21 protein-coding genes, 1 pseudogene and 2 other annotated features (1 of these 24 cut by a window edge) are annotated in these 26,352 nt (G+C 42.6%); of the genes and pseudogenes, 7 read left to right on the forward strand and 15 right to left on the reverse strand.

Annotated elements, in window-relative coordinates; translation table 11 throughout:
- Nucleotides 1–81: 81 nt before the first annotated feature.
- The 7 genes from ACZ9AO_RS16700 to kdgD form a co-directional block, all read right to left on the reverse strand.
- Nucleotides 82–528, reverse strand: a complete 447-nt coding sequence (locus ACZ9AO_RS16700) for an ASCH domain-containing protein (RefSeq protein ID WP_476109500.1) — start codon at nucleotides 526–528, stop codon at nucleotides 82–84.
- Nucleotides 529–603: 75 nt separating this feature from the next.
- On the reverse strand, nucleotides 604–1,080 hold the full coding sequence (locus tag ACZ9AO_RS16705; RefSeq protein ID WP_251541963.1) for a VOC family protein: 477 nt from the start codon (nucleotides 1,078–1,080) through the stop codon (nucleotides 604–606).
- Between the two features lie 52 nt (nucleotides 1,081–1,132).
- Nucleotides 1,133–1,456, reverse strand: a complete 324-nt coding sequence (locus ACZ9AO_RS16710) for a hypothetical protein (protein WP_251541964.1) — start codon at nucleotides 1,454–1,456, stop codon at nucleotides 1,133–1,135.
- A gap of 122 nt (nucleotides 1,457–1,578) precedes the next feature.
- A complete protein-coding gene (locus ACZ9AO_RS16715) occupies nucleotides 1,579–2,031 on the reverse strand; it encodes a GNAT family N-acetyltransferase (protein ID WP_251541965.1) in 453 nt (150 codons plus the stop codon).
- 177 nt (nucleotides 2,032–2,208) lie between these two features.
- Nucleotides 2,209–3,744: a galactarate dehydratase gene (gene garD, locus ACZ9AO_RS16720; protein ID WP_063594572.1), complete on the reverse strand. Its 1,536-nt coding sequence runs from the start codon at nucleotides 3,742–3,744 to the stop codon at nucleotides 2,209–2,211.
- An 89-nt stretch (nucleotides 3,745–3,833) separates the two neighbouring features.
- Nucleotides 3,834–5,297 (reverse strand): alpha-ketoglutaric semialdehyde dehydrogenase GucD, encoded by a 1,464-nt coding sequence (gene gucD / locus ACZ9AO_RS16725; RefSeq protein ID WP_251541968.1) that lies wholly within the window; start codon nucleotides 5,295–5,297, stop codon nucleotides 3,834–3,836.
- A gap of 18 nt (nucleotides 5,298–5,315) precedes the next feature.
- The gene (gene kdgD / locus ACZ9AO_RS16730; protein ID WP_034309652.1) at nucleotides 5,316–6,248 is read right to left on the reverse strand and encodes a 5-dehydro-4-deoxyglucarate dehydratase; all 933 of its coding nucleotides are present in this window, start codon (nucleotides 6,246–6,248) and stop codon (nucleotides 5,316–5,318) included.
- Nucleotides 6,249–6,568: 320 nt separating this feature from the next.
- Here kdgD and ACZ9AO_RS16735 point away from each other — a divergent pair, with 320 nt between their 5' ends.
- From ACZ9AO_RS16735 to ACZ9AO_RS16745, 3 genes are all read left to right on the forward strand, one after another.
- Nucleotides 6,569–7,930: an MFS transporter gene (locus ACZ9AO_RS16735; protein ID WP_476109501.1), complete on the forward strand. Its 1,362-nt coding sequence runs from the start codon at nucleotides 6,569–6,571 to the stop codon at nucleotides 7,928–7,930.
- Between the two features lie 32 nt (nucleotides 7,931–7,962).
- Nucleotides 7,963–9,321: a glucarate dehydratase gene (gene gudD / locus ACZ9AO_RS16740; protein ID WP_476109502.1), complete on the forward strand. Its 1,359-nt coding sequence runs from the start codon at nucleotides 7,963–7,965 to the stop codon at nucleotides 9,319–9,321.
- A gap of 151 nt (nucleotides 9,322–9,472) precedes the next feature.
- Entirely contained in the window at nucleotides 9,473–10,174 is a 702-nt protein-coding gene (locus tag ACZ9AO_RS16745) for a FadR/GntR family transcriptional regulator (protein ID WP_034309657.1), read from the forward strand.
- A 381-nt stretch (nucleotides 10,175–10,555) separates the two neighbouring features.
- On the opposite strand, the gene ACZ9AO_RS16750 is transcribed toward ACZ9AO_RS16745, so the two are convergent.
- On the reverse strand, nucleotides 10,556–11,314 hold the full coding sequence (locus ACZ9AO_RS16750; RefSeq protein ID WP_476109503.1) for an SDR family oxidoreductase: 759 nt from the start codon (nucleotides 11,312–11,314) through the stop codon (nucleotides 10,556–10,558).
- Between the two features lie 190 nt (nucleotides 11,315–11,504).
- Here ACZ9AO_RS16750 and ACZ9AO_RS16755 point away from each other — a divergent pair, with 190 nt between their 5' ends.
- Nucleotides 11,505–12,119: a TetR/AcrR family transcriptional regulator gene (locus ACZ9AO_RS16755; RefSeq protein WP_048683368.1), complete on the forward strand. Its 615-nt coding sequence runs from the start codon at nucleotides 11,505–11,507 to the stop codon at nucleotides 12,117–12,119.
- A 30-nt stretch (nucleotides 12,120–12,149) separates the two neighbouring features.
- Here ACZ9AO_RS16755 and ACZ9AO_RS16760 read toward each other — a convergent pair whose 3' ends face one another.
- Complete coding sequence (locus tag ACZ9AO_RS16760; RefSeq protein WP_476109504.1) at nucleotides 12,150–12,851, reverse strand: alpha/beta fold hydrolase; 702 nt, start codon at nucleotides 12,849–12,851, stop codon at nucleotides 12,150–12,152.
- 238 nt (nucleotides 12,852–13,089) lie between these two features.
- Nucleotides 13,090–14,538 (reverse strand): DHA2 family efflux MFS transporter permease subunit, encoded by a 1,449-nt coding sequence (locus ACZ9AO_RS16765; protein ID WP_251542009.1) that lies wholly within the window; start codon nucleotides 14,536–14,538, stop codon nucleotides 13,090–13,092.
- A 254-nt stretch (nucleotides 14,539–14,792) separates the two neighbouring features.
- On the opposite strand from ACZ9AO_RS16765, the gene ACZ9AO_RS16770 reads away from it, so the two are divergent.
- Nucleotides 14,793–15,692: a TetR/AcrR family transcriptional regulator gene (locus ACZ9AO_RS16770; RefSeq protein ID WP_476109505.1), complete on the forward strand. Its 900-nt coding sequence runs from the start codon at nucleotides 14,793–14,795 to the stop codon at nucleotides 15,690–15,692.
- A 143-nt stretch (nucleotides 15,693–15,835) separates the two neighbouring features.
- Entirely contained in the window at nucleotides 15,836–17,509 is a 1,674-nt protein-coding gene (locus ACZ9AO_RS16775) for a ribonuclease J (protein WP_476109506.1), read from the forward strand.
- Nucleotides 17,510–17,555: 46 nt separating this feature from the next.
- Here the strand turns inward: ACZ9AO_RS16775 and ACZ9AO_RS16780 are convergent, their stop codons facing one another.
- The 4 genes and pseudogenes from ACZ9AO_RS16780 to asnA all read right to left on the reverse strand — a co-directional run bounded on the left by ACZ9AO_RS16780 (nucleotide 17,556) and on the right by asnA (nucleotide 22,510).
- A complete protein-coding gene (locus ACZ9AO_RS16780) occupies nucleotides 17,556–18,893 on the reverse strand; it encodes an amino acid permease (protein ID WP_476109615.1) in 1,338 nt (445 codons plus the stop codon).
- 184 nt (nucleotides 18,894–19,077) lie between these two features.
- A complete protein-coding gene (locus ACZ9AO_RS16785; protein WP_476109507.1) occupies nucleotides 19,078–19,710 on the reverse strand; it encodes a LysE family transporter in 633 nt (210 codons plus the stop codon).
- Nucleotides 19,711–19,853: 143 nt separating this feature from the next.
- Entirely contained in the window at nucleotides 19,854–21,086 is a 1,233-nt protein-coding gene (locus tag ACZ9AO_RS16790) for an MFS transporter (protein WP_476109508.1), read from the reverse strand.
- A 428-nt stretch (nucleotides 21,087–21,514) separates the two neighbouring features.
- A pseudogene (asnA, locus tag ACZ9AO_RS16795) lies at nucleotides 21,515–22,510 on the reverse strand (aspartate--ammonia ligase).
- Between the two features lie 233 nt (nucleotides 22,511–22,743).
- Between asnA and ACZ9AO_RS16800 the strand changes: the two are divergent.
- Nucleotides 22,744–23,370: a LysE family transporter gene (locus ACZ9AO_RS16800; RefSeq protein WP_340877364.1), complete on the forward strand. Its 627-nt coding sequence runs from the start codon at nucleotides 22,744–22,746 to the stop codon at nucleotides 23,368–23,370.
- 705 nt (nucleotides 23,371–24,075) lie between these two features.
- Here the strand turns inward: ACZ9AO_RS16800 and thrS are convergent.
- On the reverse strand, nucleotides 24,076–25,983 hold the full coding sequence (gene thrS, locus ACZ9AO_RS16805) for a threonine--tRNA ligase (RefSeq protein ID WP_476109616.1): 1,908 nt from the start codon (nucleotides 25,981–25,983) through the stop codon (nucleotides 24,076–24,078).
- Between the two features lie 59 nt (nucleotides 25,984–26,042).
- Nucleotides 26,043–26,265 (reverse strand) — a binding site (T-box leader).
- Nucleotides 26,266–26,296: 31 nt separating this feature from the next.
- Nucleotides 26,297–26,352 (reverse strand) — a binding site (T-box leader); it runs 166 nt beyond the window's last position.

A 26,352-nucleotide genomic window follows, 5' to 3' on the forward strand; every position in this document is an offset into this window, starting at 1 on the left:
AAGTTTTTTAATTCAATGACCTATTATAGCAAATCACTGAACAAAAACACTTATTGCTCTCTCAGACCGAACCGTCTGCACTCACCTTACATGCATCAACTCAAAACGCTCACACACCAGCAGCATATCTTCTTTAAAGGTGTGGCCGATTTTGTCCAGTTCTTCTTTAAAAAATTTCTCATGGGCATCCCACCAGTATGTATAGGTCCGATCTCCTTCCCCTTCCGCAATCGCAAACTCTTCACTCACTTCATTCATGGGCAATACTTCGACTTCCACTGTTTGTATGATGGCTAAGGGCAAATCCTCACTGCTTAAGATAATGCTGTAATCACCCACGGATGGTAATGCTTCATTTTCCTCTCCGTAAAAAACATGCCCAGAGCATGTAGCCGTTTTTATCCCATCCATCACTAACTGAGCCAAATCATCGGGATCGGCCCCGAATTGCCATGCACTGACTGACTGGGGTTTATCTTCTTTCCCTTGCCAATATTCATTCCAATATAATTCCGCTTTGACATTCATTCTATGATTCTCCCATTCTGTTCTGACATAAAGCATATTTGAATGATTATTATTCTTAAAATTTCCGTTCATCTGTCATTTGCTATTTTCACTTCTGCATTCATTTATCTGCTCCCATTCACTTAAATACATACGATTCTTGATTTTTTTTGAATTCTCCAGTTTACTAATAAACTCCAAACTGTTTCCGTCTGGATCATTGAAGTGAATTTTTGCGTGGGCATATTCCCCGTGAGGCATCACGAAAGGTTCAACTGGTAGAAATCCAAAAGCTTCTCTAGGCGTATAGCCCCTACCTTTAAGCCATGCGACTGAGCTCTTTAGATCTTCCAATGATACTTGAAAAGCGATATGCCGTAGGGAGGGATGATACTCAACCTCCACATTTTCCGTTTCCCAAAGCCCCAACCAACTTTTATCCTTCTCAATCCATAGAAAAGCCAGGTTGTCTTCAACCTTATGATCCAACTGCAAACCAAGCCCTACATAGAATTCAATGGAATGATTCAAATTACTAACCGGTAAATGTGCTTCATATAAACCTCTTATCATTGATTAATCCCCTTTTAGTCAGAACTATATCCACCATCCTGATTCAATCCCTTTATCTTATTATTCTACGTGGCCATTCTATTTCACCAGTTAACAACAAAGTGATGATGATTACCCAAAATATAAAGAATGATGAAGAGAAAACCAATGATATGATGGAAATCATTTTTTTCTCCGTTTTCTTCAAAATTCCTATGACAGAGAGGACGATGCCGGCAATCGTAAGGAAAAATGTGATATAACCACCAGTCATGCCCCCGATATTTGTCATTCTGATAGGTGTAATAAAAACAGTAAAAAAGCAAATGATTCCAATGATGAATGAAGTAAAACTAATTACACCGTACCTCTTCTGAATACATGCTTCGTTTTCCATCGAGTTCACCCTTTCATCAGTTTTTAACTCCTATATATATCTATTACTATCTCACAAATAATTTTAACATATAATGCCAGACGAATTGTCGTGCACAAAAAAAGGGGACAAAAGACCGTGAATTAAAGCTTCATTTTCATGCCTTCATGAGTGGCTTTGAATCCTAACCGTTCATAAAATCGCAGCGCTTCTTCCCGCTTTTTATCGGTCGTGAGCTGAATGATATGGCAGCCCCGCTTCCTTGCACGGTCAATCGCATATTGAATCAACTTGCTGCCAATGCCTTTCCCCCGTTCTGCAGATGCCGTCCGAACTCCTTCGATCGTAGCTCTCCAGCCGCCTTGATGGGTAATATAAGGCGTGAACGTGATTTGCTGTACCCCAATGATTTCCTCACCAAGACATGCAACGATCAATTCATTATTTTCATCTGCATCAATGGATTCAAATGCTTTTAGATAGCTGTCGGGAAGTGGATTTTCATATCGCTCCCTCTCCCTCCCCAATGCATCATCCGCAAGCATCCTTACGATTTCACTTAAGTCTTCTGCTTTCGCATTCCTGAATGTGACCATGCGATCCCTCCTCATATGTACTTCAGTATCACCCTGATGTAAATCATTCCTTCATTGATAACTTCTGCCAATAGTCCGGCGGTCCTTTTTTCTGGAGGAAAAATAATCGCAGCTGTAAAAATTGGATCTACAAGAAAAGGACCCCCTCTAAAAGGAAGTCCTTCAATTCATTCATTATTAGGTAATTGGTGCAGGATTGAAAAGTGCCAAATCATTATGCAGGCCCCAATGCTCTGCCCAGGTTTTCTTTTTACCGCTGGCCACTTCCAGAATAAGGTGAAATATTTCCCAGCCAACTTCCTCTATGGTTGCTTCACCAGTAGCGATTGTTCCAGCATTTATATCGATCAGATCTTTCCATTGCTCGGTCAATGTATTTCGTGTAGATACTTTGATGACGGAAGCCATTGCGAGATTATAAGGTGTGCCTCTTCCAGTTGAAAAAACTTGAAGGTGCATGCCGGAAGCAAGCTGCAGTGTTCCGCAAACAAAGTCACTAGCTGGTGTAGCGGCAAAAATCAGCCCTTTTTCCGTGGCTTTTTCACCTGGAGCCAAAACGCCTGAAATGGGGCTGCCTCCGGATTTGGCAATGGAGCCTAATGATTTTTCCACTACATTGGCCAATCCGCCCTTTTTGTTTCCAGGCGACGGATTGGCACTTCGATCGGCATCACCCAAAGCAAGATAGTTATCATACCAATCCATTTCCTTTATTAAAGCTCTCCCCACTTCTTCATTCACTGCACGAGGCGTTAATAGATGAATCGCATCCCGTACTTCTGTTACTTCAGAGAATAGAACGGTTGCCCCTGCCCTGACTAACAGATCAGTAGCATATCCTACGGCAGGATTAGCTGTGACACCAGAGAATGCATCACTTCCACCGCACTGTGTGCCGATGACTAATTCGGAAACCGGAAATGTCTCCCGCTGCCGGCGGTTCAACTTGATTAAACGCTCCTCGGCCATTTCCATAATGGATTGGACCATTCCCGCAAATCCCTGCTGGTCCTGAAGCGATATGATATCTGAATCGTCCCCGCTTGGGTTTATTCTAATTGGAGATAGTTTTTCACACCCCAGTCCAACTACCAAGGCTTCCCCGCCGAAATTCGGGTGTTTCGCAAGGTTCTGTATCGTTCGAATGGGAATGACCGCTTCCGGTGCATTGATAGCGACTCCGCACCCATAGTTGTGATTTATGGCGAAAACATCATCAACATTGGGATACTTCGGGAGCAGCTCTTTTTTTATCCGGTTCACGACAAAATCCAGCACGCCCACTACACATTGGACGCTTGTTGTAATGCCCAATATATTCTTGGTCCCGACACTGCCATCTTCATTGCGGAATCCTTGGAATGTATACCCTTCAAGCGGGGGTAAAGTTTTCGGAATATCATTTGCTACCGGCAATTCCTTTAAATCCGGAGAAGACGGAAGTATCACCAGTGATTCGTCAATCCAACAGCCCTTACTGATTGATTTAGCCGCATAACCGATAACTTCCCCATAGCGTATGATGGCTTCATTTTCGACTATGTCCATTAAAGCCACTTTGTGGCCTTGTGGCACTCTTTCTTTCAATTCAAGCCCACAAGGAAATACGGTTCCTTGATCCAAGCCTCCCGTATTAACCACGATGGCGACATTGTCGATCCCATTCACCTTAATATAAAGCGGTACCTCCGTCAGTTGCGTTTTCGTATCCACTTTACCACTCCTTCATTCTAAAAAAGCAAACAGACATCACTAAACATACACGAGCCGGTAATTTTCAGCTAAAATACTGTTTTTTTCCCTTATTTGACAAACACTGTTTTAATGGAAGTAAAAAACTCTTTTGCTGCTTCTCCTTGTTCCCTGGAGTGGGAGCTGGAGTTTTTCATGCCGCCAAATGGCGCCTGTAATTCAACGCCTGCGCTCTCGGCGTTGACCCTGATCAATCCCGCTTCCATATCATTAACAAATGAAAGTAAATGTTTGATATTGGCTGTGAAAATCGAAGCACTAAGGCCATATTCCACGCTGTTCGCAAGTTGCAGGGCTTCTTCAACTGAATCAGCTTTCAATAAGGCAATCACCGGACCAAAAATCTCTTCCTTTACAATTGTCATATCTGACGTACAATTATCAAAAATCGTCGGTTCTACATAAAAGCCATTCGCCTGAGGGCCTTCTTCAGCACGCTTCCCGCCAATTAGAAGTGCAGCACCTTCTTCCACTCCTTTTTCGATATAGGAAAGAACCGTATTCAATTGACTTTCGCTAGCACATGGTCCCATCCATGTCCCGCTGTCCAATCCATCCCCGATGGAAATGCCTTTTGTTTCTTTCACCAGCAGCTGCTTGAACTCTTCATAAACTTCAGCTGCAACGATGACACGGCTTGTCGCGGTACATTTTTGCCCCGTTGAACGGAACGCACCTGTAATGACTGCTTCTACAGCCAGGTTAAGATCCGCATCCGCTGCAACGATTACCGGGTTTTTCCCGCCCATTTCAAGCTGGTATTTCGCTCCGCGTGCTAACGCCGCTTGTCCAATCCTTTTTCCGACTCCGTTTGAGCCGGTAAAGGTAATCCCGTTTATATCTTCGTGATCGGCGATGCCCTGCCCTATGACACTGCCCGGCCCTGTAACCATATTGACAACACCCGCCGGGAAACCGGCTTCTTCAAAACACTCCATGATTTTCGCACAGGTGATCGCCGTCTCGGTGGCTGGCTTCACCACAATCGTATTCCCATATACGAGGGCAGGAGCCATCTTCCAGATTGGGATGGCGATCGGGAAATTCCAAGGTGTAATGACGCCGACTACACCAAGCGGAACCCGCGTCGTGAACATAAGTGCTGAACTGTCGGTGGATGGAATGACATCCCCCACCTTACGCATCCCTTCTCCTGCATAGTATTTCAGGATCGCAATACCGCGTGCCGTTTCCCCTTTTGTTTCAGCAAATGTCTTGCCCATTTCCCGTGTTGCACATTCTGCGATTTCATCAATCCGCTTTTCAAGAATCTGCGCTGCTTTATACAGATACTCCCCGCGCTCTGAACCAGCTAGTTTGCGCCATTTTTCTTTCGCCTTTTTCGCTGATTCCACTGCCAGGTTCAAGTCATCCTTAGTGGATTTTTGTACATAACCGACAATTGCCTGTTTATCTGCCGGGTTTAAACTTTTTTCAACTTCATTTGAAATGGAAGCAACCCATTCACCATTAATATAGTTAAGATACGTTTTTGTTTGAACTGTAGTTATCATATATAATCCCCACCCTTATTAGATTGATTGAATTGGTGTTTCTTTTGGAAAACGATCTAAAGCATTCTCTAATATCGTTTGCATTTCTGCATAATGTTCTTTTTCCACCGGAAGAATCGGTAATCTGACTGTTTGCCCAACCGGCATTCCCATAATCTCCATACCTGCTTTAATGAGAGAAACGGCATATCCTTTTCGCTGACGGCGAATGTTGTTGATTGGCATGATGACCTGCTGGTAAATTTCATTGACCGTTTCTTGATCTCCGCTCAAGATGCCATTATAGAACTTTCTTGAGATATGCGGGATGTAATTGGATATCGCCGATGAATAGGAATCAAAGCCAAGTGGAACGTAAGCCGACATGGTAACTTCCGCAAGCGGCATTCCGTTCAGCCAGCCGAAACGTTTTCCGAAGGTTTGTGTAAGGAGTCCATTCAACTCCATATTGCCCAGACCGTCTTTGACGCCGACCACCTGCGGAACCTCAGCAAGCGCTTCCAAAGTTGAAAGTGAAAATGCCACATTATCACGCTGATATACGATGGAATTCAAGTCTGTACTCTCTGCGATGGCTTTGAAATAAGCCGACAGACCTGCCTGTTCTCCAGTAACGAGATATGGAGGTAATATTAAATAACCATCTGCCCCTTTATCCGCAGATATTCTGGCAAGTTCGAGGGAAGTTTGGATATTCCCGCCTACCCCTGTGTATACAGGTACTTTTCCAGCGGTGACGGATACGGCTACCTCAACCATCGCTTCATATTCCTCTTTACTTAATGATGGATATTCCGCTGCTGCACATGCCACGAAAATAGCTTCTAGTCCCTCATCTAATAAAAATTGGATATTTTGGGCGAGTGCTTGTTCATCAAGCTTATTACTCGTTGTGAATGGTGCCACGGGAAATCCGAGAATTCCTTTAGGTGCCTTGCGAATCTTATTCATTTTTTATTCCCCCTTGTGTATTATTGTTTTATTGTAAGACAAATACACCATCTGGTCAATCGTATTTTTTTTATTTTCTGAAAAATGAGGCGCTACTTCATCCCTCGATAATTTCGCTTCTAATATATACAAAAAAACACGATAATGAAGGAGCTAAAATGAAAAAACTTTTAAGAAAAAAAGCCATTGACAAACAATTTTATTTGTCTTACCATTGGACAAAACTAAATATTAAGAATTTTCGCGAAGGAGGAAACAGTTAACATTGTAAGCGGTATCAATTAAAAAATATAATTAAATACGATTAAGGAAGTGAGTATATGAACGCTGAAGAAAAAGTTTTTCAACCATCTCCTAAACTGCCAAGTGCCCAGAAAAAAACACGCACACGATGGTTCATTGTCTTTATGCTCTTTTTGGTTACAGCCCTGAATTATGCGGATCGTGCGACGCTATCCATTGCGGGTACGGACATGTCTGGTCAGCTTGGTCTCGATTCAGTCATGATGGGCTATGTTTTCTCCGCTTTCGCTTGGTCTTATGTAGCTGGACAAATTCCAGGCGGATGGCTTTTAGACCGTTTTGGCTCGAAAAAAGTTTACTTTTGGAGTATCACGTTATGGTCTACCTTTACGCTTTTACAAGGGTTTCTCGGTTTTTTCGGTTCTGCGGGAACGGCTGTCATGGTATTGTTCGGACTGCGCTTCTTAGTTGGATTGGCAGAAGCCCCTTCCTTTCCGGCCAACAGCCGCATCGTTGCCACCTGGTTCCCAAGCCATGAACGCGGAACAGCGGCTGCCACTTTCAATTCGGCCCAATATTTTGCAACCGTTCTCTTTGCACCGATCATGGGTTACATTACGTATAAATTCGGTTGGGAATACGTCTTCTTCTTTATGGGGGCTTTAGGAATCATCGTTGCTTTCATCTGGCTGAAAACGATTTATGGCCCAAAGGAACATCCACGCATCAACAAAGCTGAGCTTGAATATATCGAAGCGGGCGGCGCTTTGATCAATATGGATCAAACCAGTACTAATAAGGAGGAAAAGAAAGGCGTCAACTGGAATCATATAAAGCAGCTATTATCAAATCGCATGCTGTTAGGTGTTTATCTCGGACAATATTGCATTACGACGTTAACGTACTTTTTCCTGACATGGTTTCCTGTGTACCTAGTACAAGAAAGGGGCATGACCATTCTTGAAGTTGGATTCGTCGCTTCCCTTCCGGCCATTTGTGGGTTTTTTGGCGGCATTCTCGGAGGGACATTCTCGGATTTCTTGTTACGGAAGGGATTCTCATTGACTGTCGCCCGAAAGTTGCCAATTGTTGTTGGGATGATTCTATCGATGAGCTTGGTGTCAGCAAATTATGTAGAGACGGAATGGGTTGTCATTTTCGTTATGGCCCTTGCGTTTTTCGGTAAAGGATTCGGGGCACTCGGCTGGGCGGTAGTGGCCGATACCTCACCAAAGGAAATGTCAGGTGTCAGCGGCGGGCTTTTCAACACATTCGGTAACATTGCCGGCATTACAACACCGATTATCATCGGATATATCATTGCCACGACAGGGTCGTTCAATGGTGCGCTAGTCTTCGTTTGTGCTAATGCTCTTGTCGCGATTTTAAGTTATTTATTCCTAGTTGGTGAAATTAAACGTGTAGAGTTAAAGTCATAGTAAACTAAATATTCTGGCAGGGGGAAAAAATCATGAACAATCAATTGCTAAAGGATAATGTAAAAATCGGCACACCGGTAATTTCAGAAATGAGCGTCATTCCAGTTGCGGGCCATGACGGCATGCTTTTGAACTTGAGTGGTGCCCATGCTCCTTATTTCACCCGGAACATCGTCATTCTAAAAGACAATGCGGGTAATACGGGTGTCGGTGAAGTTCCTGGAGGCGAAAAAATCCGCCAGACACTCGAAGATGCTAAAGAATTGGTTGTCGGCCAGTCCATCGGGACATACAACAACATTCTAAATACCATCCGCAAGCAGTTTGCGGACCGAGATGCTGGAGGGCGCGGCCTTCAGACGTTCGATCTTCGTATTGCCATTCATGCCGTAACAGCATTGGAAGCGGCACTTCTTGATTTAGTTGGCCAACATTTAGGTGTTCCAGTCGCAGCCCTTCTCGGCGAAGGACAGCAGCGTGATAAAGTGGAAATGCTGGGCTACTTATTTTATGTAGGTGACCGCAATAAAACAGATCTTGGTTATTTAAGCGAACCGGAAGCGGAAGATGACTGGATTCGCCTCCGTCATGAGGAAGCGCTGACACCCGAATCGATTGTACGCTTGGCAGAAGCCGCCCACTCTCGTTATGGTTTCAATGATTTTAAATTGAAAGGCGGGGTTTTGCGCGGGGAAGAAGAAATCGAAGCGGTGACTGCACTTGCGGAACGCTTCCCTGAAGCCAGGATCACCCTTGACCCAAATGGCGGCTGGCTGCTTGAGGATGCGATTAAACTTTGCCGGGATCAACATCATGTTTTGGCTTATGCGGAAGATCCATGCGGAGCGGAAAATGGTTTTTCCGCCCGGGAAATCATGACGGAATTCAGGCGAGCAACGGGCCTTCCAACCGCTACGAATATGATTGCAACGGACTGGAGGCAAATGGGGCACTCCATTCAACTTCAATCCGTGGACATTCCTCTTGCCGATCCGCATTTTTGGACGATGCAAGGCTCCGTCCGTGTCGCTCAAATGTGTAACGACTGGGGCTTGACTTGGGGATCACACTCGAATAATCACTTTGATATTTCACTTGCCATGTTTACACACGTTGCTGCAGCCGCACCTGGAAAAATCACTGCGATCGATACCCACTGGATTTGGCAGGATGGGCAGCGTTTAACGAAAGAACCTTTTAAAATTGTCGGCGGAATGGTCGATGTCCCTTCCAAACCCGGACTTGGAATTGAAGTGGATATGGAACAAATCGAGAAGGCAAATCAGCTTTATAAACAAAAAGGACTTGGTGCCCGTGATGATTCGATGGCTATGCAATACTTGGTTTCCGGATGGAAGTTCAATCCAAAATCACCTTGCCTTGTCAGATGATTTTATACTAACAATGCGTGCGTCTCTCTCTTTAGAGCGGCGCATTTTACTTTTTTTGGACATAGGTCTACATGCAAATAAGTGTATTATATTATATAATTAGTCTTACAGTAGGAATACATATAGGAAGTCACAGAAAAGGGGTTACACAATGGAAGAATCGTCAAAGAAATTAGGCGTACAATCGGTACATCGAAACACTCTTTCACAACAAGTCGTGGATCAAATCGTGCATCTGCTCGTTACTGGCCAAATGAAAGCGGGCGACAAACTGCCTCCTGAAATGGAGCTTATGAAAGAACTTGAAGTAAGCCGGCCTGTTTTACGTGAGGCGCTCAGTGCCCTTGATACACTAGGGGTCATTACACGGAAAACGCGTGAAGGAACCTTTTTTAACGATAAAATCGGTACACATCCATTCTCTGTGATGCTTGCGCTGGCTACGGATAATTTACCAGCGATCATCGAAGCGCGAATGGCTTTGGAGTTGGGATTGGTAACAATGGCTGCCGAGAAGATCACAGACGAGCAACTGGAGAAACTGCAAGTTACGATTGACACGATTGCCAATAGTGAAGACAACGATTATGGAGAGGCCGATAAAGAATTCCATAAGATCATCGCTTTAAGTGCAAACAATCCCATCATTGAAGGCATGATCGATTCCTTATTGATCACTCATAATAAAATAAATAGCTTGATTCAATTCAGAGAACGGGAACTGACTGTGAAGTATCATAAAGCCATCTATGCTGCACTTGCAGCACATGATCCACATGAAGCATTCAGCCAAATGTACAAGCACCTTGATTACGTCCGTCAGAAAGTCCTTCAATATTCTCACGAACATTAATATATTGTTTGCGAGGTACCGCAGCAAACTAATGGATCACTAAATGATTCTATTTCATAAGGAAAGTGGATTTTTTCAGGGAACCTATTTTGCTTCCGAGATTTCAGAGTTCAACTTATCTTTTAAATCCAATTGATAGCATAATTCTTTTTGAGAAAAACTGGATAGTAGCGGAACTATCCAGCCCCCACTAATCCACTTTCGATTGAAATCACCCGATGAAGTCAAAACCTTCCTTATGGAAATTGCTGGCTAACCACAATCCCCCTCCAAATATCCTGCCAAGGCTCCACTCAAAAAAACATACATCCCTGCTTACTGGCAGGAATGCATGGATCATCAATCACCAAGTATTTGACCATTATCTTGTTAATTCATGGCTTAATATGCACTCCAACCAGCATCTGCCGTAATGACAGTACCATTAACAAAACTGGAATCGTCTGAAGCAAGGAATAATGCCACTTTAGCGATTTCTTCAGGTTTGCCGTTTCGTGGATTGATAGCCATACCCAGTTGTTGGCGAGAGAAGCCAAACTCATTGATATTCGTCATGCTGGAACCAATATTGGTTTCTACTCCGCCTGGTGCTATAGCATTGCAGCGAATCCCTTTATTGGCATACATGTAGCCCGTGTTTTTCGTGAAACCAACGACTGCATGTTTAGAGGCAGTGTAAGCCGCACCAGCCCGGGCACCGTACAAACCGCCTGCAGAAGCAATATTGATGATGACCCCTTTTTGTTTTTCTAAAAAGATCGGCATCACCTTTCTAGTCGAACGCATGACGCTTGTCGTGTTAATGGCAAAAATCCGATCCCATTTAGAATCTTCAATGTCTCCAGCAGGTTCCATGCCATCCATGATACCCGCGTTATTCACCAAAATATCCACCGTTCCATACGCACTGACCGTGGTATCGATTAAATGTTGAATATCTTCCTCCACCGCTACGTTCGTTTTAATGGCAAAGGCCACTCCGCCATTCGCTTTTATTTCTTCCACCGTATCGTTCGCACCATCAAGATTTAAATCCGATACGACGACTTTAGCTCCTTCTCGAGCATAATCTATGGCAATTTGTTTCCCCATGCCTGATGCTGCTCCTGTCACAACGGCAACTTTGTCTTGTAATTTCATTTGAACTCCCCCATTCATTCTAGTGAAGCGTTACTTATTGTACAGATGTTCATTATCTACCTTCCTTTATAGTATAATTAGTTTCAGTAGGCTTATACAATCAGCAAATGCTGTCCTCAATGTTGAATAATGAACAGAAAGTGATCATTATGTTTATTAAAAGCACAATAACGAACAAAGGATGAACAAAATGACTGATAATAATACTGGGATTGATAGAAGGATCAGGAAATCCAAAATGGCTTTGAAAGAATCCCTCATTTCTTTAATGCAAAGTAAGGATTTCAGGGAGATATCGATTACTGATATTGTAGAACTCGCCGACCTTAATCGGGGTACATTTTATAAACACTATCAGTACAAAGAGGAACTGCTTGAAGAGGTCATGGAGGATGTGATTGCCGATTTGATCATATCTTACCGGGAACCTTATAAGAACGCCGAAACTTTCACCATCAATGAACTAACGGCTTCGGTCATCAAAATATTTGAACATGTAGCTAACCATGCAAACATTTATACCCTCATCCTAAAGTCGAATGCATGGCCTACATTACTGGAACGGATTTGTAATGAGTTGAAGAAACTTCCAGTGGAGGACCTGGAAGATTACCGGCCGAACCCTAAGATCAATAAAGAACTTGCCTCCAGTTACCAAGCATATGCGATATTGGGCATGATCATCGAATGGGTCAACACTGGCTTTAAATATAGCGCTGACTATATGGCTGAACAGCTGCTGGAAATCCTTAATAATAAATCGGTAAATGCCGTCTTTAAAATAAACCATTTTAAGCAGAAATAAGAGGGCTGCACCAGCAACCCTCCTATCGCCTTAAAGCGCCTGCCCTTTGGAAAGAAACCTTTTTACGACAGACAAGAAAGCAGGTAAATCATCTTCATGGACAAAGTGTCCGGCATCCTCTATCGTCACCAATTCGCAATTGGGGATAAGCTCGGAAACCTCCTGCAATTTATTTTGGGGAATATGGCTGACCCCGCCCCCGATAACAAGCGTCGGCATCATAATATCGGTGAGGCGTGCCCACCATTCGGGATCGGGTTCATTAAGCTGCTGTAGAATCGAAGGCACTACCTGCCAATCAAACGGCAGTGGAACAGAAGGCCTGGAAGGAACCTCCATTGGTTTATCCGAGAAAGGAGGCGGTGTGTCTTCGACAATCAACCTTTCTATCCTCGAAGGAAAAGTTTGCGAGAAAAGATAGGAAACCGTCCCCCCCATGGAATGCCCCATTAGCGAAAACCTTCCCAAATCAAGCGCATCCGCAAAATGAAGCAAATCATCACGCATCGATTCAAAAGTATATGTATTCGTTCTCGCACTCCCACCGTGGCCCCGTTGATCTAAAGCTAAAACACGATAACTTTCTCCTAATGCGGCAGCCGCTTGGTCCCATGATTCCGAACTTTTTCCCAGCGCATGAAGAACAACAAGCGGTGGTGCAGAAACATCCCCGCACTCCCGATATTGAAACGTGAGTCCATTCAACTCAATTTGATTAACCCGAATTTCCATCTCCGTTCACTCCCAGGATCGGATTCGTCATTTTGAACCCCGATCTATTTTAAAAAAACCTCTAAAATACTATGTTGACTATAAGTAAATTATACGTTTTATGCCTTCATCCATTTATTCATCCTTTGGCTTCATTCCGCAGCAGCCTGAATTACATTCCGTTACGGGCCTTAAATCATAGAAAAAGCCCTATGCTGCCTGAACGATTCAGGTGGCATAGGGCCTTTTATTGTTTCATTTAAGCGGTTTGATCTTTTTTCACAGCTGGTTTTTCTTCAGCCGGCCAAGCACGCTTAATAAATAATGCCAGAATCAGCGCCACACCGGCAATGAAGGTAGATACAAAGAAGGAGAAGTTAATTCCATCCAGCATTGCCTGCATCCCGATTTGGGCTTTCATTTGGCCCATCATCTCAGCGGTGGGCTGGCTTGTTAATTTGCTCATCGCTTTCGTCATTAAATCTTCGGCAGTAGAAGCTGCACGGTTAGACATGACCGTAACGAGCAATGCCGTACCGATCGCACCGGAAATTTGGTTCAGTGTGTTATTCATGGCTGTACCGTGCGGGTTCATGCGGGCTGGCAGCGAGTTCAAACCATTTGTCATGATCGGCATCATGGACATTGACATCCCGAAGGAGCGAACGGAAAACAGGATTATAATTTCTGTATACGTAGTTTCCATTGATAATTTACTTAGCAAATACGTAGTTACCACGGTGATAAGCAAACCGATTGAAGCAAGGATGCGGGCACCGAACTTATCGAAAAGCTTACCGGTAACCGGTGACATGAGGGCCATTAATAAAGCACCTGGAAGCATCAGTAATCCAGAATCGAATGGTGAAATGCCACGTACTGTTTGTGTGTACATCGGAATTAAGATCATCCCTGAGAACATCGCCATGTTCAGTACGATTGAGATCGTTGCGGATAAAGCGAACATCGGGTGCTTGAAAATCTTGAACTCAAGCATTGGTGTTTCCATTTTAAGCTGGCGTGTTATGAAAAGGATCAGGGAGATGGCACCGACAATCAGTGTTCCGTATACCTCAAGGCTATCCCAACCCTTGCTGCCTGCCGAACTGAATCCGTAAAGCAAACCGCCGAAGCCTAAGCTTGAAAGGATGACCGATATTTTATCAATTGAGATATCGACTTTTTCCTTGTGGTCTTTAAGTTTAAAGAAGCCGAAAATAAGCACTAGTAAAGCAAGCGGAGTAATGAAATGGAATAGCATTCTCCAATCATAATGTTCGATGATCCAGCCTGAAAGCGTCGGCCCGATTGCAGGGGCAAACATCATGACCAAACCGAATAGTCCCATTGCAGAGCCCCGTTTTTCAACAGGGAAAGAAGTTAAAAGTACGTTCATTAATAATGGCATCATGATTGCCGAACCGGCAGCCTGAACCATACGTGCGCTTAATAATAGCGGGAATACATGCGCTACACCTGCAACGATCGTCCCGATTGAGAATAGGAGCATGGCTGTCAGGAACAGATTACGTACCGAATATTTTCTTATTAAGAAGGCAGTTGTCGGAATCATGATTCCGTTCACGAGCATGTAGCCCGTTGTCAGCCATTGGACTGTGGCAGTCTCGATTCCCAGATCTATTTGGATTGATGGCAGTGCAATATTTAAAAGGGTTGAATTCAGTATCGATATGAACGCACCGACCATCAGTATGGCCAAAATGCCATACGAACCCTTTTTCTCATTTATTTGTGCAGTACTCACTTTTTATCTATTCCTCCATTCAAACTATTGGTTCATTTAATTATACGAGCGGTATATTCCAATCTCACAAAATCAATAATATACCCCTAGTTCATTTTTTGCAATAAAAATTTACTGGTTTAAATAAGGGTTTGTGCTGTGATAAAAAATAGAGTACGATTAAATTTATACAAGCAGTATAATGAAAATCAGGTGATATGATGAACAACCGAAGGCAGAATGTCATCGATACGGCTCATAAGCTGTTTATTGACAAAGGCTACCAAGCTACGTCCATTCAGGACATTTTAGACGGCAGCGGTATATCAAAAGGTACATTTTATAATTATTTCCCTTCGAAGGGTGAATTATTTATAGCCATTTTCCGCTCCTTTTATACAAAGATTCGCCATGAACGGGAAAAACTGTTGATTGGTCAAGATTCCGCCGATATTGAAATTTTCATCCGGCAGCTCGAACTGCAATTGATGGTGAACAAGCAAAGCAAATTGCTTATCCTGATCGAAGAAGTCCGTGTTTCCAATGATGAAGAATTAAAACAATTCATCAATAAGACGCTATTGTTGAGCTTACGCTGGATGTATAACCGTTTTATCGATATCTTCGGTGAAAGTAAAAAACCCTATCTTTTAGATAGCGTCATTATCTTTCATTCGATGATGACCCACATGAGCCATTTTAGTTACCGTGCTAATCCCGCCGGTACACCGGACATACAAATTATCCGCTATTGCATGAATCGCATTGTCAATTTAGTCAATGAAGTGGCTGAAAGCGGGGAACAGATCATTGATCCGGAATTAATGGATACGTGGTTTCCAAAATTCACAAACCAGCTTGATGCTTGCCATAATGATTTGCTTCATTCCACCACGGAATTGAAAAAAGCGATAAACAAAGCTATTCCTTGCGATGAAGATCGAAGGAGAGCCATTGAATTGGTCGACTTCATCCAAGATGAGCTGATGCAGTCAGACAAACCGCGAGAATTCTTGATAGAAAGTCTGCTGGCCACTTTGAAAACTGGATATGCTTCACAGATCCAAGCATACATGGAGACTTTTGAAGAAAGCATCCATTCTTGCTTGAGCCGATAAGATTGAAGATACGCACCTACCGAAAGCGGCAGGTGTTTTTTTTTATGGCTTTTTGAATTGCCCTGATTTTACAAAAGAGTTAGTTTTATAAAAGCGACCTAAGGAAACACTATCCTTATCATAATAAAGGGAGGTCTATCTACTTGAGTGTGAAAGAGAATGCTTTGTCCATATTGGCTCTGGGCGGAGTGAATGAAATCGGTAAAAACATGTATGTGATTCAATATTCTAACGATATCGTCATTATTGATTGTGGTGCAAAGTTTCCTGATGAAAGTTTATTAGGAGTCGATTTGATCATTCCTGATATTTCCTTTCTTCAGGAGAATAAGGAGAAGATCCGCGCTTTGATTGTGACTCATGGGCATGAAGATCATATCGGCGGTATCCCCTATTTCTTGAAAAAATTGAATGTACCCATTTATGCCACACGTTTAACACTTGGTTTGATTGAATTGAAGTTAAAAGAACATAACCTTTTGGGTGATACGGAATTAATCCAGATCAATTCGGATTCAAAGCTGGAATTCGGGGAAATGGTTCTGGACTTTTTCAAAACGAATCATAGTATTCCCGATTGCCTCGGAGTCACCATGCATACGCCGGAAGGCACGGTCGTTCATACAGGGGACTTCAAGTTTGACTTGACTCCGATGAATGATCAGTATCCCGATATTCATAAAATGGCCAAAATCGGGAGTGAAGGTGTCCTCGTTTTACTATCGGAAAGCACGAACGCAGAGCGTCCCGGCTCCAGTCCCTCGGAGCATCTGGTTGGCAGCCATATTGAAGAGGCCTTCATGCAGGCAAAACAGAAAGTCATCCTTTCGACATTCGCTTCAAATGTCAATCGTGTTCAACAAGTTGTGAACGCTGCACAGAAGACAAACCGGAAACTAGCCCTGATTGGACGAAGCATGGTGAACGTCGTAACCGTTGCCATTGAACGCGGCTATCTCGAGGTTCCTGATGGGATGCTTATCCAACCACAAGAAGTCGATAGTTATGCTCCGGAAAGGGTCGCGGTATTATGTACAGGAAGTCAAGGAGAGCCGTTTGCCGCCCTTTCCCGCCTTTCCAGTTCGAATTATCGGGATATGAGCATATTGCCTGATGACACAGTGATTCTTGCCTCCACACCAATACCAGGAAATGAACGGGATGTTTCACGTATCATCGACAACCTGGTTCAACTGGGTGCCAAAGTCATTTACGGTTCTGGGACTGTAACGGGCATGCATGTATCCGGACATGCATATCAGGAAGAGTTAAAGCTCATGCTTACCCTGATGAAACCTAAGTATTTCATCCCGATTCACGGTGAGTATCGGATGCTGCACCAGCATCGATTGTTAGCTGAGTCTGTAGGGGTGGAGAAGGACCATACTTTCATCATCAATAATGGCGATGTGGTGGATATTGAAAACTCCGTTGCCCGTCAAACAAGAAAGGTGGCTGCCGGCAATACCTTTGTCGACGGTGTTGGCGTTGGGGATGTTGGAGAAATCGTTCTGCGGGACCGTAAGCAGCTTTCCGAAGATGGAATGCTCGTGATCGTCATTACACTAAGCAAGACGGAAAGAAAAATAGTATCAGGACCCGATACCATTTCCCGTGGATTTGTATATGTTCAAAATTCCGAGGACCTCCTTAAGAATGTGAATCGTATTGTCACGAAAACGGTCAACGACTTACAAAGTGAAAAAATATACCGGTGGAACATCATTAAACAAACCATTAAGAAGGAACTGGGGCAATATCTCTTTAATCAAACGAAGAAAAAACCAATGATCCTTCCAATAATCATTGAAATTTAGCGCCAACTCGAAAGGAACTCAACTTTGTATAGTCGAGTTCCTTTTTTCAATCAAGTCCTGATTTACTCGCTTTTGCGGCCATTGCCTTGTTCTTATTCCATACCTTGAACTTCATGAAAACGGCTGCAAGACCGATGATCACAATGAATAAAAGGCTGATGAAAAATCCTGGACGTATCTCTTTTTCAAGCAGTGTGCCACTTACGGCCGCTAAAATTAAAAGAAGTCCGAAAACGGCCGTAATCTTACTCCACATCTTATTTTCCAAGATTTTGAATGAAGAAAGAATGATGAATGCCCAGTTATACAAAAGCAATATACCAGCAGATGTTGTAATGTATTCATAAATCTTGCCTGGCAGGAGCAAGGCAGTGATGATTGATCCTAAAAGTCCTAAGGCTCCAAGACCCAGTGAAGGCAGCGGAAGGTCTTTGAATTTCTTGATCTTTTGCATGAATAATGCGGGTGCATTCCCATCATTGGATAGCGTTACCAATAGATTGGTTACACCGAATAGTGAAGCGGTCATCGTCGAGAAACCGGCAATGATGATCGCACCATTAAAAACGTGCGGGAAAAATGTCAGGTGATAACTGTCCAATGCCGAAACGAATGGGCTTTCTTTTTCACTGAATGCCCCTAACGAAATCATGGTTACGGCTAACCCCAATGAAACCACATATATGATGGTAAGGACCAAGAGCATGATCGTCCCTGCCTTTGGTGCATCTTCTTTCTTTTTAAGCTGCATCGCCATCAATCCAATGACCTCAATGCCGCCAAACGCATAAAAGGCATAGATAAGGGATGTCCAAAACCCCTTTAGCCCTTTGGAGAATAATTCATTGTACGTATTCGGAAATGATGGCGGTTTCGCTCCAGCAAGACCGAACCAGCCGCAAACGGCACATATTGCAATGATGATAAACATTACGATAGCTGCTGTCTTAATTACAGCAAGGATGTTTTCCACCCTGTCGAACCCTTTTGTTCCGAGCAATACCACCACGATTGAAACAATGGCAAAACCGGATGCAAATAGCCAAAGCGGCACTTTCGGGAACCAAAATTGAGATAATAGCGAAAGCGCAGTAAGCTGGCTTCCCATGATCAATATATTGGAGGACCAATAATTCCAGCCACAACTAAAGCCCGCCCATCTTCCAAATGCTTTATTGGCATAATAACAAAAAGAGCCTTCTTGAGGATCGGCAGCCGTCATCTTGGCAAGCAGATTATAAACGATATAGGTACCCAGTGCAGCCAATACAAATGAAAATACAATGGATGGCCCAGTCGTTTTAATCCCTATGGTCGATCCGAGGAAATACCCTGTCCCGATCGTACAGCCTACGCCGACCAATGATAGCTGCCACCATTTCATGTCGCCCTGTTGTTCACCCGATGCATTGGAATCTTGGACAGCCTTTCCTTTCGCTGAACTGCAATTGGCTTTTGTTGTCATAACATTACCCCCTTCCATCATTCATAGTGTTGATGATGCCACAATGAATTATGCAAGGAAGAAGTTTTCAAATACCCTATGTAATAATCTGATACATTCTGCTTTATGATAGGATGGCATCAATGCCTTGGTAAGCAAAATAAACCCCAAAACCGACCAATGATAATCCAGAGATGATCGAAATGGCCATTAAGCTTTTTTCATTTAAGAACCTGCGAAATCCATTCGTTAATGCCGCTACAAAAAAATCCCAGCAGGTAAGACCAAGAAAGATCATCCCGCTATAAATGAAAAGTTGGGATGTCCCATAACTTGAAGCCGTTTTAGCTAAAACTGATCCATATATTCCCAACCAAAATAAAATGGATAATGGACTGGTCACGGACATGATGAACCCAGTCAAAAAACAGGAAATTAAAGAATCTCTATTCCTGTATTCATTTAATAGTATAGTATTAACCCGTAATACACTTTCGACCCCGGAATAAATAAGCACAAATCCGCCAAAAAGCCAAAGAAATATCTGGACGATCGGGATTTCTAAAAACCTTACCATTCCTATATATACTAAAATCATGAACAAGGCATCCGCAATCATCGACCCTGCCCCAACGATCCAGGCATGCCAAAACCCGTTCTTGATTCCTTTATCGATACGAGCGGAGTTCACCGGACCGATCGGTGCTGCAAGGGTAAGTCCTAAGAAAAAGTAACTTAGCAGTAAATGTACACTCAAAAAGCATCACTCCTTCGAGCTAGTTCATGACTTGTACATTTTATGTGACACCCCTCTGCCTATAACCACATGTCAAAAAAATTTCCCGATTCACAAAAAAAGCCGTGGGAAAGCCAGGCTTTTTGGAGATGTATTGAAGCCGATTAGGCAGCAGCTTCTTTTTTGTCTGAACTAATGAATTTCATAACAACCAATACGATGCCTATACCAATGATCCCTGAAATGATATAGGTCAAATTGATATGATTTTTCATGACAAGGGACATGACCGGAGGGCCTGCCGCAACGCCGATGAACCTTGATGACATGTAGAAGGAGGTTATCGTCCCCCGCTGTTCCTTTTTTATATTTTGAGTGATGATTGCGTCGAGTGTCGGCAATAACGCACCAATTGCTATGCCCACCAAGCTTGTTATAACCAATAGAAGGACGACCCTATTTTTAGTAAAACCGACAAATACAAGGCTGATTGAAAGGACAGCTAAACTGATCATGATGATCTTTTTCATGATTGGTAATTCCCCCTTGATTTTTTTCCCTGCAACATAAGAAGATACGCAAAGAAAAAATAGCGGGATCGCTATCACTAAACCTTTTTTGATTCCATGCAAATCATGGATTTTTTCCAGATTATCAGACAAAAAGAAAAGAACACCGAACAAAACCAACATGACAAAGACACCAATCAGGAAAACCGTATATAACCATTTTCCTTCCTGCTTGAATATTTTTTTCGTATCATGCCAGAATTCTTTGAATTTCTTCGGCTCATCCTTCTCCTTTGGTACCTTTATAAAGAAAAAGACCAAAACAATAGATATTAAACTGAAGAATGAAATCGAGAAGAATGGTAAAAACCAGATAAATGCAGCAAACAGGGAACCTAATATTGGACTAAGCACTTTCCCAAATGTATTCGAGGTTTCTATGATACCCAAACAAGAACTCGTTTTTTCATCATCATCTTTGTATAAATCCCCCACGAGAGGCAAAATGATGGGCGAGGCCCCAGACGCCCCAATCCCTTGCAATACCCTCCCAATGATGATCCATGTATAGGGATTTTCCATTTTCCATGATGCATAACCAGCTATCAAGCCACCAATAAGGGCTAGGATCAAGCTTGGCAGAATGACCCTTTTCCGTCCGAATCGATCTGATAAATAACCAGCTATGGGAATTAAAAAGATGGATGCAACGGAATAGCTTGTTATCACCATACTTGATTGAAATGAAGATATCCCCACCTTTTCCTCGAAAATGGGCAAAACCGGGATAAGCATTGAATTTCCAAGTGTCATAACCAATGGAATCGATGCCATACTGATCAAGCACCACACGCTTACATCTTTATTTTGCTTCTCATGACCTTCCATACTTACACTCCTCATCCATTATAAAAGCAACTTATTGCATAAAAGGTAACCATTTGTGAAACCAATTTGTTTTGCATCATATATTAGATGTCTTAAATTATTATGTTATAGTGCAGAAACATTTATTCAGTTGCGCTTCTCCCAAAATTACCCCTATTCCTTTTAAAACAAAAAAACCATACTTTTTAAGAATGGTCTATCTTTTTTTGCTTGTACAAATTTGGACGTTGATTGGAACGTAGGGCACTCGCTTTCCGCGGGCGGTCCTCCCTCGGCGCACTTGCAACTGTGGTGTTTCCCTTGGACTCGCTATTCCCGCAGGAGTCTCGCACACCCGCTCCAATCAACTATGTTTAAAAATTTGAATAGAACTCCTTTTGCCTACAGTCTAACCATTCTGTTTAAAAATGGGTTTCCCGCTTTCGTCTTTATAAAAGAATAATATTCCTTTTTTCACATTCCTCTATTATTTGGTCATTCCATACCGAAACTTGAACCTCGCCAATATGTGCTTTCTTCAACAAAAACATGCATAATCTGGATTGCCCTATTCCCCCGCCTATTGAATACGGAAGCTTTCCTTCCAATACGGCCTTATGATAATCGAGTACCTTACGATTTTCGTTTTTGGATAATCTTAATTGTTTTAACAATGACTTTTCATCTACTCGAATGCCCATTGAAGAAACCTCAAAAGCACATTCCAAGAGTGGGTTCCATAAAACGATATCTCCATTTAGATCCCAATCATCATAATCCGGTGAACGTCCATCATGCTTTTCCCCTGATTGTAACGCTCAGCCAATTTTCACAATGAAAATTGCACCATATTTCTTCGCTGCCTCGTTCTCTCTTTCCTTCGGAGTAAGATCCGGGTATAAATCCTCCAACTCCTGGGTCGTAATGAAGTGAATGACCTCAGGTAACACAGGCTTAAGCAGATGATGGAATTCAAACATATAACGTTCGGTCGATTTAATGGCACTATATATTTTTTTCACTTCAGATATTAATGTATCCACGTTACGTTGTTCTTTCGTTATGACTTTCTCCCAGTCCCATTGATCCACAAATAACGAGTGTAAATGATCCAGTTTTTCATCACGTCTTATTGCATTCATATTTGTGTAAATGCCTTTATCACAAGCCAAACCATACCTTGAAAGAGTGATTCTTTTCCACTTTGCCAAAGATTGAACCACTTCTATATGTTTATTCTTAATATCCAGAGCATCAAAGGTAAGAATCCGCTCCACACCATTTAAATTGTCATTGATACCATTACCTTCATGTAAAACAAAAGGGGCTGATACTTTAATAAGGTTTAAAACATTTGAAAGTCCTTCTTCAAAATGATCCTTCATTTCATTTATTGCAATATCAGTATGCATGATATCAAGAATTGTTTTATATTTATTCGGCATCGATAATTCAGGCATAATTCTCCTCCAATTCCGCTTTGAATAGCGCATGCACTAAAATTGGCGTCTTTCCATTTGACTAAATTACATTATGAAGGAATTTTCTGTGTTGTTACAAAAATACCAGGTCAGACAAGGCGGACTAAACTCAAAAAATAGGACTAAAAAGGTGGTACAAGTCCAAATGTTTGAATACATTCAAATAAGCGAAGATGTATAAACGATGAGGTGATGAATTGGGTGTTTTTTTCAGCTTTGTATTATTAGGTTTATCACTGGCGGCTCCTATCGGTCCCATAAACGCTGCTCAATTGGACAAAGGAATCAAGAAGGGTTTTTGGCATGCCTGGGTATTTGGCTGGGGTGCCATTTTAGCGGATTTTGTTTTTATAGCCCTCGTCTTTTTCGGTGTCGTCCACTTTTTGGACAACTCCTTCATGAAGACATTTTTATGGCTTTTTGGATTTTTCGTCCTGACCTATACCGGAATCGAAAGTCTGCTAAGTGCAGGCAAGATTGAAGTGAATGCACGAAAAGCGAAAGATTCCCTTTTTTCTTCATTCCTGACAGGATTCATCATGTCCCTTTCGAATCCCTTATCCATATTGTTTTGGCTGGGGATTTACGGATCCATTCTCGCAAACTCCGCTTCCAAATATGATATGGATGATTTACTTTTATACAGCTCAGGAATCCTTGTCGGCCTCTTAACCTGGGATTTCGTAATGGCCATCATCGCCAGCACCTTCAGACGCTTTTTATCCAAACCCATTCTAATGGGCATCTCGATCATTTCGGGGATATCCCTTATAGGAATCGGCCTATACTTTGCCATCCAGGCAGCCAAGGTTTTATTTACATAAGAAGTTGAGCATTAACTCGTGAATTCGAATAAATTTCTTTTATAAAATAGGCCGCCTATTTTATTATCCCTCATTGTTCATAGCCTGAAAGGGTAAACACAAAGGGAGGATTTCTTGAATGTATAATTACGGCTATTACTCTTATAATGTTCCATATTATACTGCTCCATATTTTCGATGATTCTTATGCTAATTTGCCTTATTATGATGACAGACTGCCAGTACAAACACTGGTTCCAGTGGCCACTATTCAGAGCCATTTAAACGCAGGCCGGCAAGGTCATTGCTTCAGAGTTTTTTGGGGTAACACCCAGCACACCTTTATTTTAATGGGGATAAATAATACTACTGGAATCGTACAGATACTCGAAGGTGGCATACCAAATGAGGTACATCATACAGATATAGTTGGATTACAATACCTAGGATTAACCTGCCCTGTCGGTGGCGGCGGACAAGGCGGCCCGGGGGGGTAACTGTTTTCAGCAGTTCATTCCGGGTGTTGGCTGGGTATGGATTTGTAGATAAAAAGAAACAGCCGATTTATTCGGCTGTCTTTTTTTATTCCATTTACTCGTGAATTTCTCGCTTTTACTCGTGAGTTTCTCGCTTTTCTCGTGAATTGCGCTTTACTCGTGAGTTTCTCGCTTTTACTCGTGAATTCCGGCCTTTTACTCGTGAATTCCAATTTAAGCTGCTTTCTTGTTAGATGCTGCGTGCTTTTATTTGCTGGACCATTTTCTTGATGAACGTTTCTATTGTGACATTTTCAAATTTTTGTTCCCCGTATTTCCGGACATTTACTTCATTTTCTTTTTCTTCATTATCTCCAAGGACCAGCATATATGGAATTTTCCCCATTTGTGCTTCCCTGACTTTATACCCCAGCTTTTCATTCCGATCATCGATTTTCACTCTTATGCCTTGATTCTTCAGTGCTTTTTGAACCTGTAAACAATAATCCAGATGAACTTGTGAGACAGGGATGATCTGTACTTGCACCGGGGCGAGCCATACTGGAAAAGCACCGGCAAAATGTTCTATGAGGATTCCAAAAAATCGATCGATCGATCCAAAGATGGCACGATGAATGACGACCGGACGGACTTTTTCATTATTTTCATCGATGTAAGTCAGATCAAATTTGTCGGGCATTTGAAAATCAAGTTGGATTGTTGCACATTGGTGGCTTCGTTTTAATGCATCTTTAATATGAAAATCAATTTTCGGTCCATAAAATGCCCCGTCCCCTTCATTTACTTGATATTGTATCCCGATGCTTTCCAGAACATTTTTCAGAGCTGTTTCAGAAGCTTCCCAAAGGGATTCATCGCCCATTGAATCCTCCGGACGAGTCGAGAGCTCCACGGAATACTCGAATCCAAAAGTGCGATACACCTTATCTATCAGATGAAACACTTGTTTAATTTCACTTTCGATTTGATCCTGCCGTACATAGATGTGGGCATCATCCTGACAAAATGTACGGACACGCAGCATCCCGTTCAATGCACCGCTATATTCATGCCGGTGGACTTGACCGAATTCGGCCATCCGGATGGGTAAATCCCTGTAAGAATACAGACTGTTTTTGAATATAAGCATATGACCCGGACAGTTCATTGGCTTCATCGCGAATTTTGTTTGATCCACCTCAGTGAAGTACATATTCTCGTGATAATGATCCCAGTGGCCCGATTGTTCCCATAACCGCTGGTTCATCATGAAAGGAGTCCGAACTTCGTCGTAATCAGCTTCAGTCTGAAGCTCCCGCGAGAACTTCTCCAATTCATTTCTAACGATTTGTCCTTTCGGTAAATAAAATGGCATTCCAGGGGCTTCCTCCGAAAACATGAATAACTCCAACTGCTTCCCTAATTTACGGTGGTCGCGTTTGGCCGCTTCTTCCAGGAATTTAAAATGATCCTGTAAATCCTTGTTCTTTCGAAAAGCCACGCCATACACCCTTTGGAGAACTTCATTTTGATTGTCTCCCCGCCAATAGGCACCAGATACACGAGTCAATCTGAATGATTTTACAAATGATGTGGATGGAAGGTGCGGCCCTCTGCAAAGATCGATGAATCCCCCCTGTTGATAGAGCGTTAATTTTTCACCATTGGGGATGTTCTTGGCTATATCCAACTTGAATGACTCCCCTCTGCCCTCGAATAACTTCACAGCTTCTTCATATGTCACTTCGATCCTTTTAATTTCCAGATTTTCACTTATGATATGTTCCATCTCTTTTTCAATGGCTTGCAGATCTTCTGAGCTCAAAGGATGGTCTAACTTAAAATCATAGTAAAAACCGTCTTCCACGACTGGTCCTATCCCTAATTCCACATTTTTGTATAATCTTTTTACAGCCTGTGCCAAAACATGCGCCGCTGTATGCCGTAATACTTGTAATCCTTCATCCGAATCGAGAGTCAAGATCGACAGTTCTCCATCCTTATTAAGCTTGTGACTTAGATCAACCAGTTGCTTATCCAGTTTTCCAGCTACTGCCTTTTTCCTTAAACTTGAGCTGATTGAGCTTGCCACACTTTCCACTGTGATCCCTTGCGGATACTCCTTTTGCTGCCCATCCGGGAATTGTACTTTAATCATTTTTTCACCCATCACATAAACACCCCTTTTTAATAATAAAAAAACGCACACATCCCTATGCAAGGGACGAGTGCGTTTACCCGTGGTTCCACCCAATTTCCCATAAGCAAAAAACACTCATGGCTCTGGAGTTTGTAACGCAGCTTAGACGATATCAGTTACTTTTTGTTCACCGATATAGCTCAAAGGCGGTAAATCAGTTTCCTAAGCCAGGAAGTTCGCAGCTGCCCTTCCCTCTCTGCAGACCGTAAAAATGATTCATGTCCTTATCATCGCCATATTTTTATATAGAAAAAAACGCACACATCCCTATGCAAGGGACGAGTGCGCTTACCCGTGGTTCCACCCAATTTCCCATAAGCAAAAAAC

The sequence above is a fragment of the Peribacillus sp. TE19612 genome (assembly GCF_056279465.1).

Coding starts and splice junctions, on each gene's coding strand:
- ACZ9AO_RS16700 (WP_476109500.1), bottom strand. CDS start 528: ATGAATGTCAAAGCGGAATTATATTGGAATGAATATTGGCAAGGGAAA.
- ACZ9AO_RS16705 (WP_251541963.1), bottom strand. CDS start 1,080: ATGATAAGAGGTTTATATGAAGCACATTTACCGGTTAGTAATTTGAAT.
- ACZ9AO_RS16710 (WP_251541964.1), bottom strand. CDS start 1,456: ATGGAAAACGAAGCATGTATTCAGAAGAGGTACGGTGTAATTAGTTTT.
- ACZ9AO_RS16715 (WP_251541965.1), bottom strand. CDS start 2,031: ATGGTCACATTCAGGAATGCGAAAGCAGAAGACTTAAGTGAAATCGTA.
- gucD (WP_251541968.1), bottom strand. CDS start 5,297: ATGATAACTACAGTTCAAACAAAAACGTATCTTAACTATATTAATGGT.
- kdgD (WP_034309652.1), bottom strand. CDS start 6,248: ATGAATAAGATTCGCAAGGCACCTAAAGGAATTCTCGGATTTCCCGTG.
- ACZ9AO_RS16735 (WP_476109501.1), top strand. CDS start 6,569: ATGAACGCTGAAGAAAAAGTTTTTCAACCATCTCCTAAACTGCCAAGT.
- gudD (WP_476109502.1), top strand. CDS start 7,963: ATGAACAATCAATTGCTAAAGGATAATGTAAAAATCGGCACACCGGTA.
- ACZ9AO_RS16745 (WP_034309657.1), top strand. CDS start 9,473: ATGGAAGAATCGTCAAAGAAATTAGGCGTACAATCGGTACATCGAAAC.
- ACZ9AO_RS16750 (WP_476109503.1), bottom strand. CDS start 11,314: ATGAAATTACAAGACAAAGTTGCCGTTGTGACAGGAGCAGCATCAGGC.
- ACZ9AO_RS16755 (WP_048683368.1), top strand. CDS start 11,505: ATGACTGATAATAATACTGGGATTGATAGAAGGATCAGGAAATCCAAA.
- ACZ9AO_RS16760 (WP_476109504.1), bottom strand. CDS start 12,851: ATGGAAATTCGGGTTAATCAAATTGAGTTGAATGGACTCACGTTTCAA.
- ACZ9AO_RS16765 (WP_251542009.1), bottom strand. CDS start 14,538: ATGGTCGGTGCGTTCATATCGATACTGAATTCAACCCTTTTAAATATT.
- ACZ9AO_RS16770 (WP_476109505.1), top strand. CDS start 14,793: ATGATGAACAACCGAAGGCAGAATGTCATCGATACGGCTCATAAGCTG.
- ACZ9AO_RS16780 (WP_476109615.1), bottom strand. CDS start 18,893: ATGAAATGGTGGCAGCTATCATTGGTCGGCGTAGGCTGTACGATCGGG.
- ACZ9AO_RS16790 (WP_476109508.1), bottom strand. CDS start 21,086: ATGGAAGGTCATGAGAAGCAAAATAAAGATGTAAGCGTGTGGTGCTTG.
- thrS (WP_476109616.1), bottom strand. CDS start 25,983: ATGATTAAAGTACAATTCCCGGATGGGCAGCAAAAGGAGTATCCGCAA.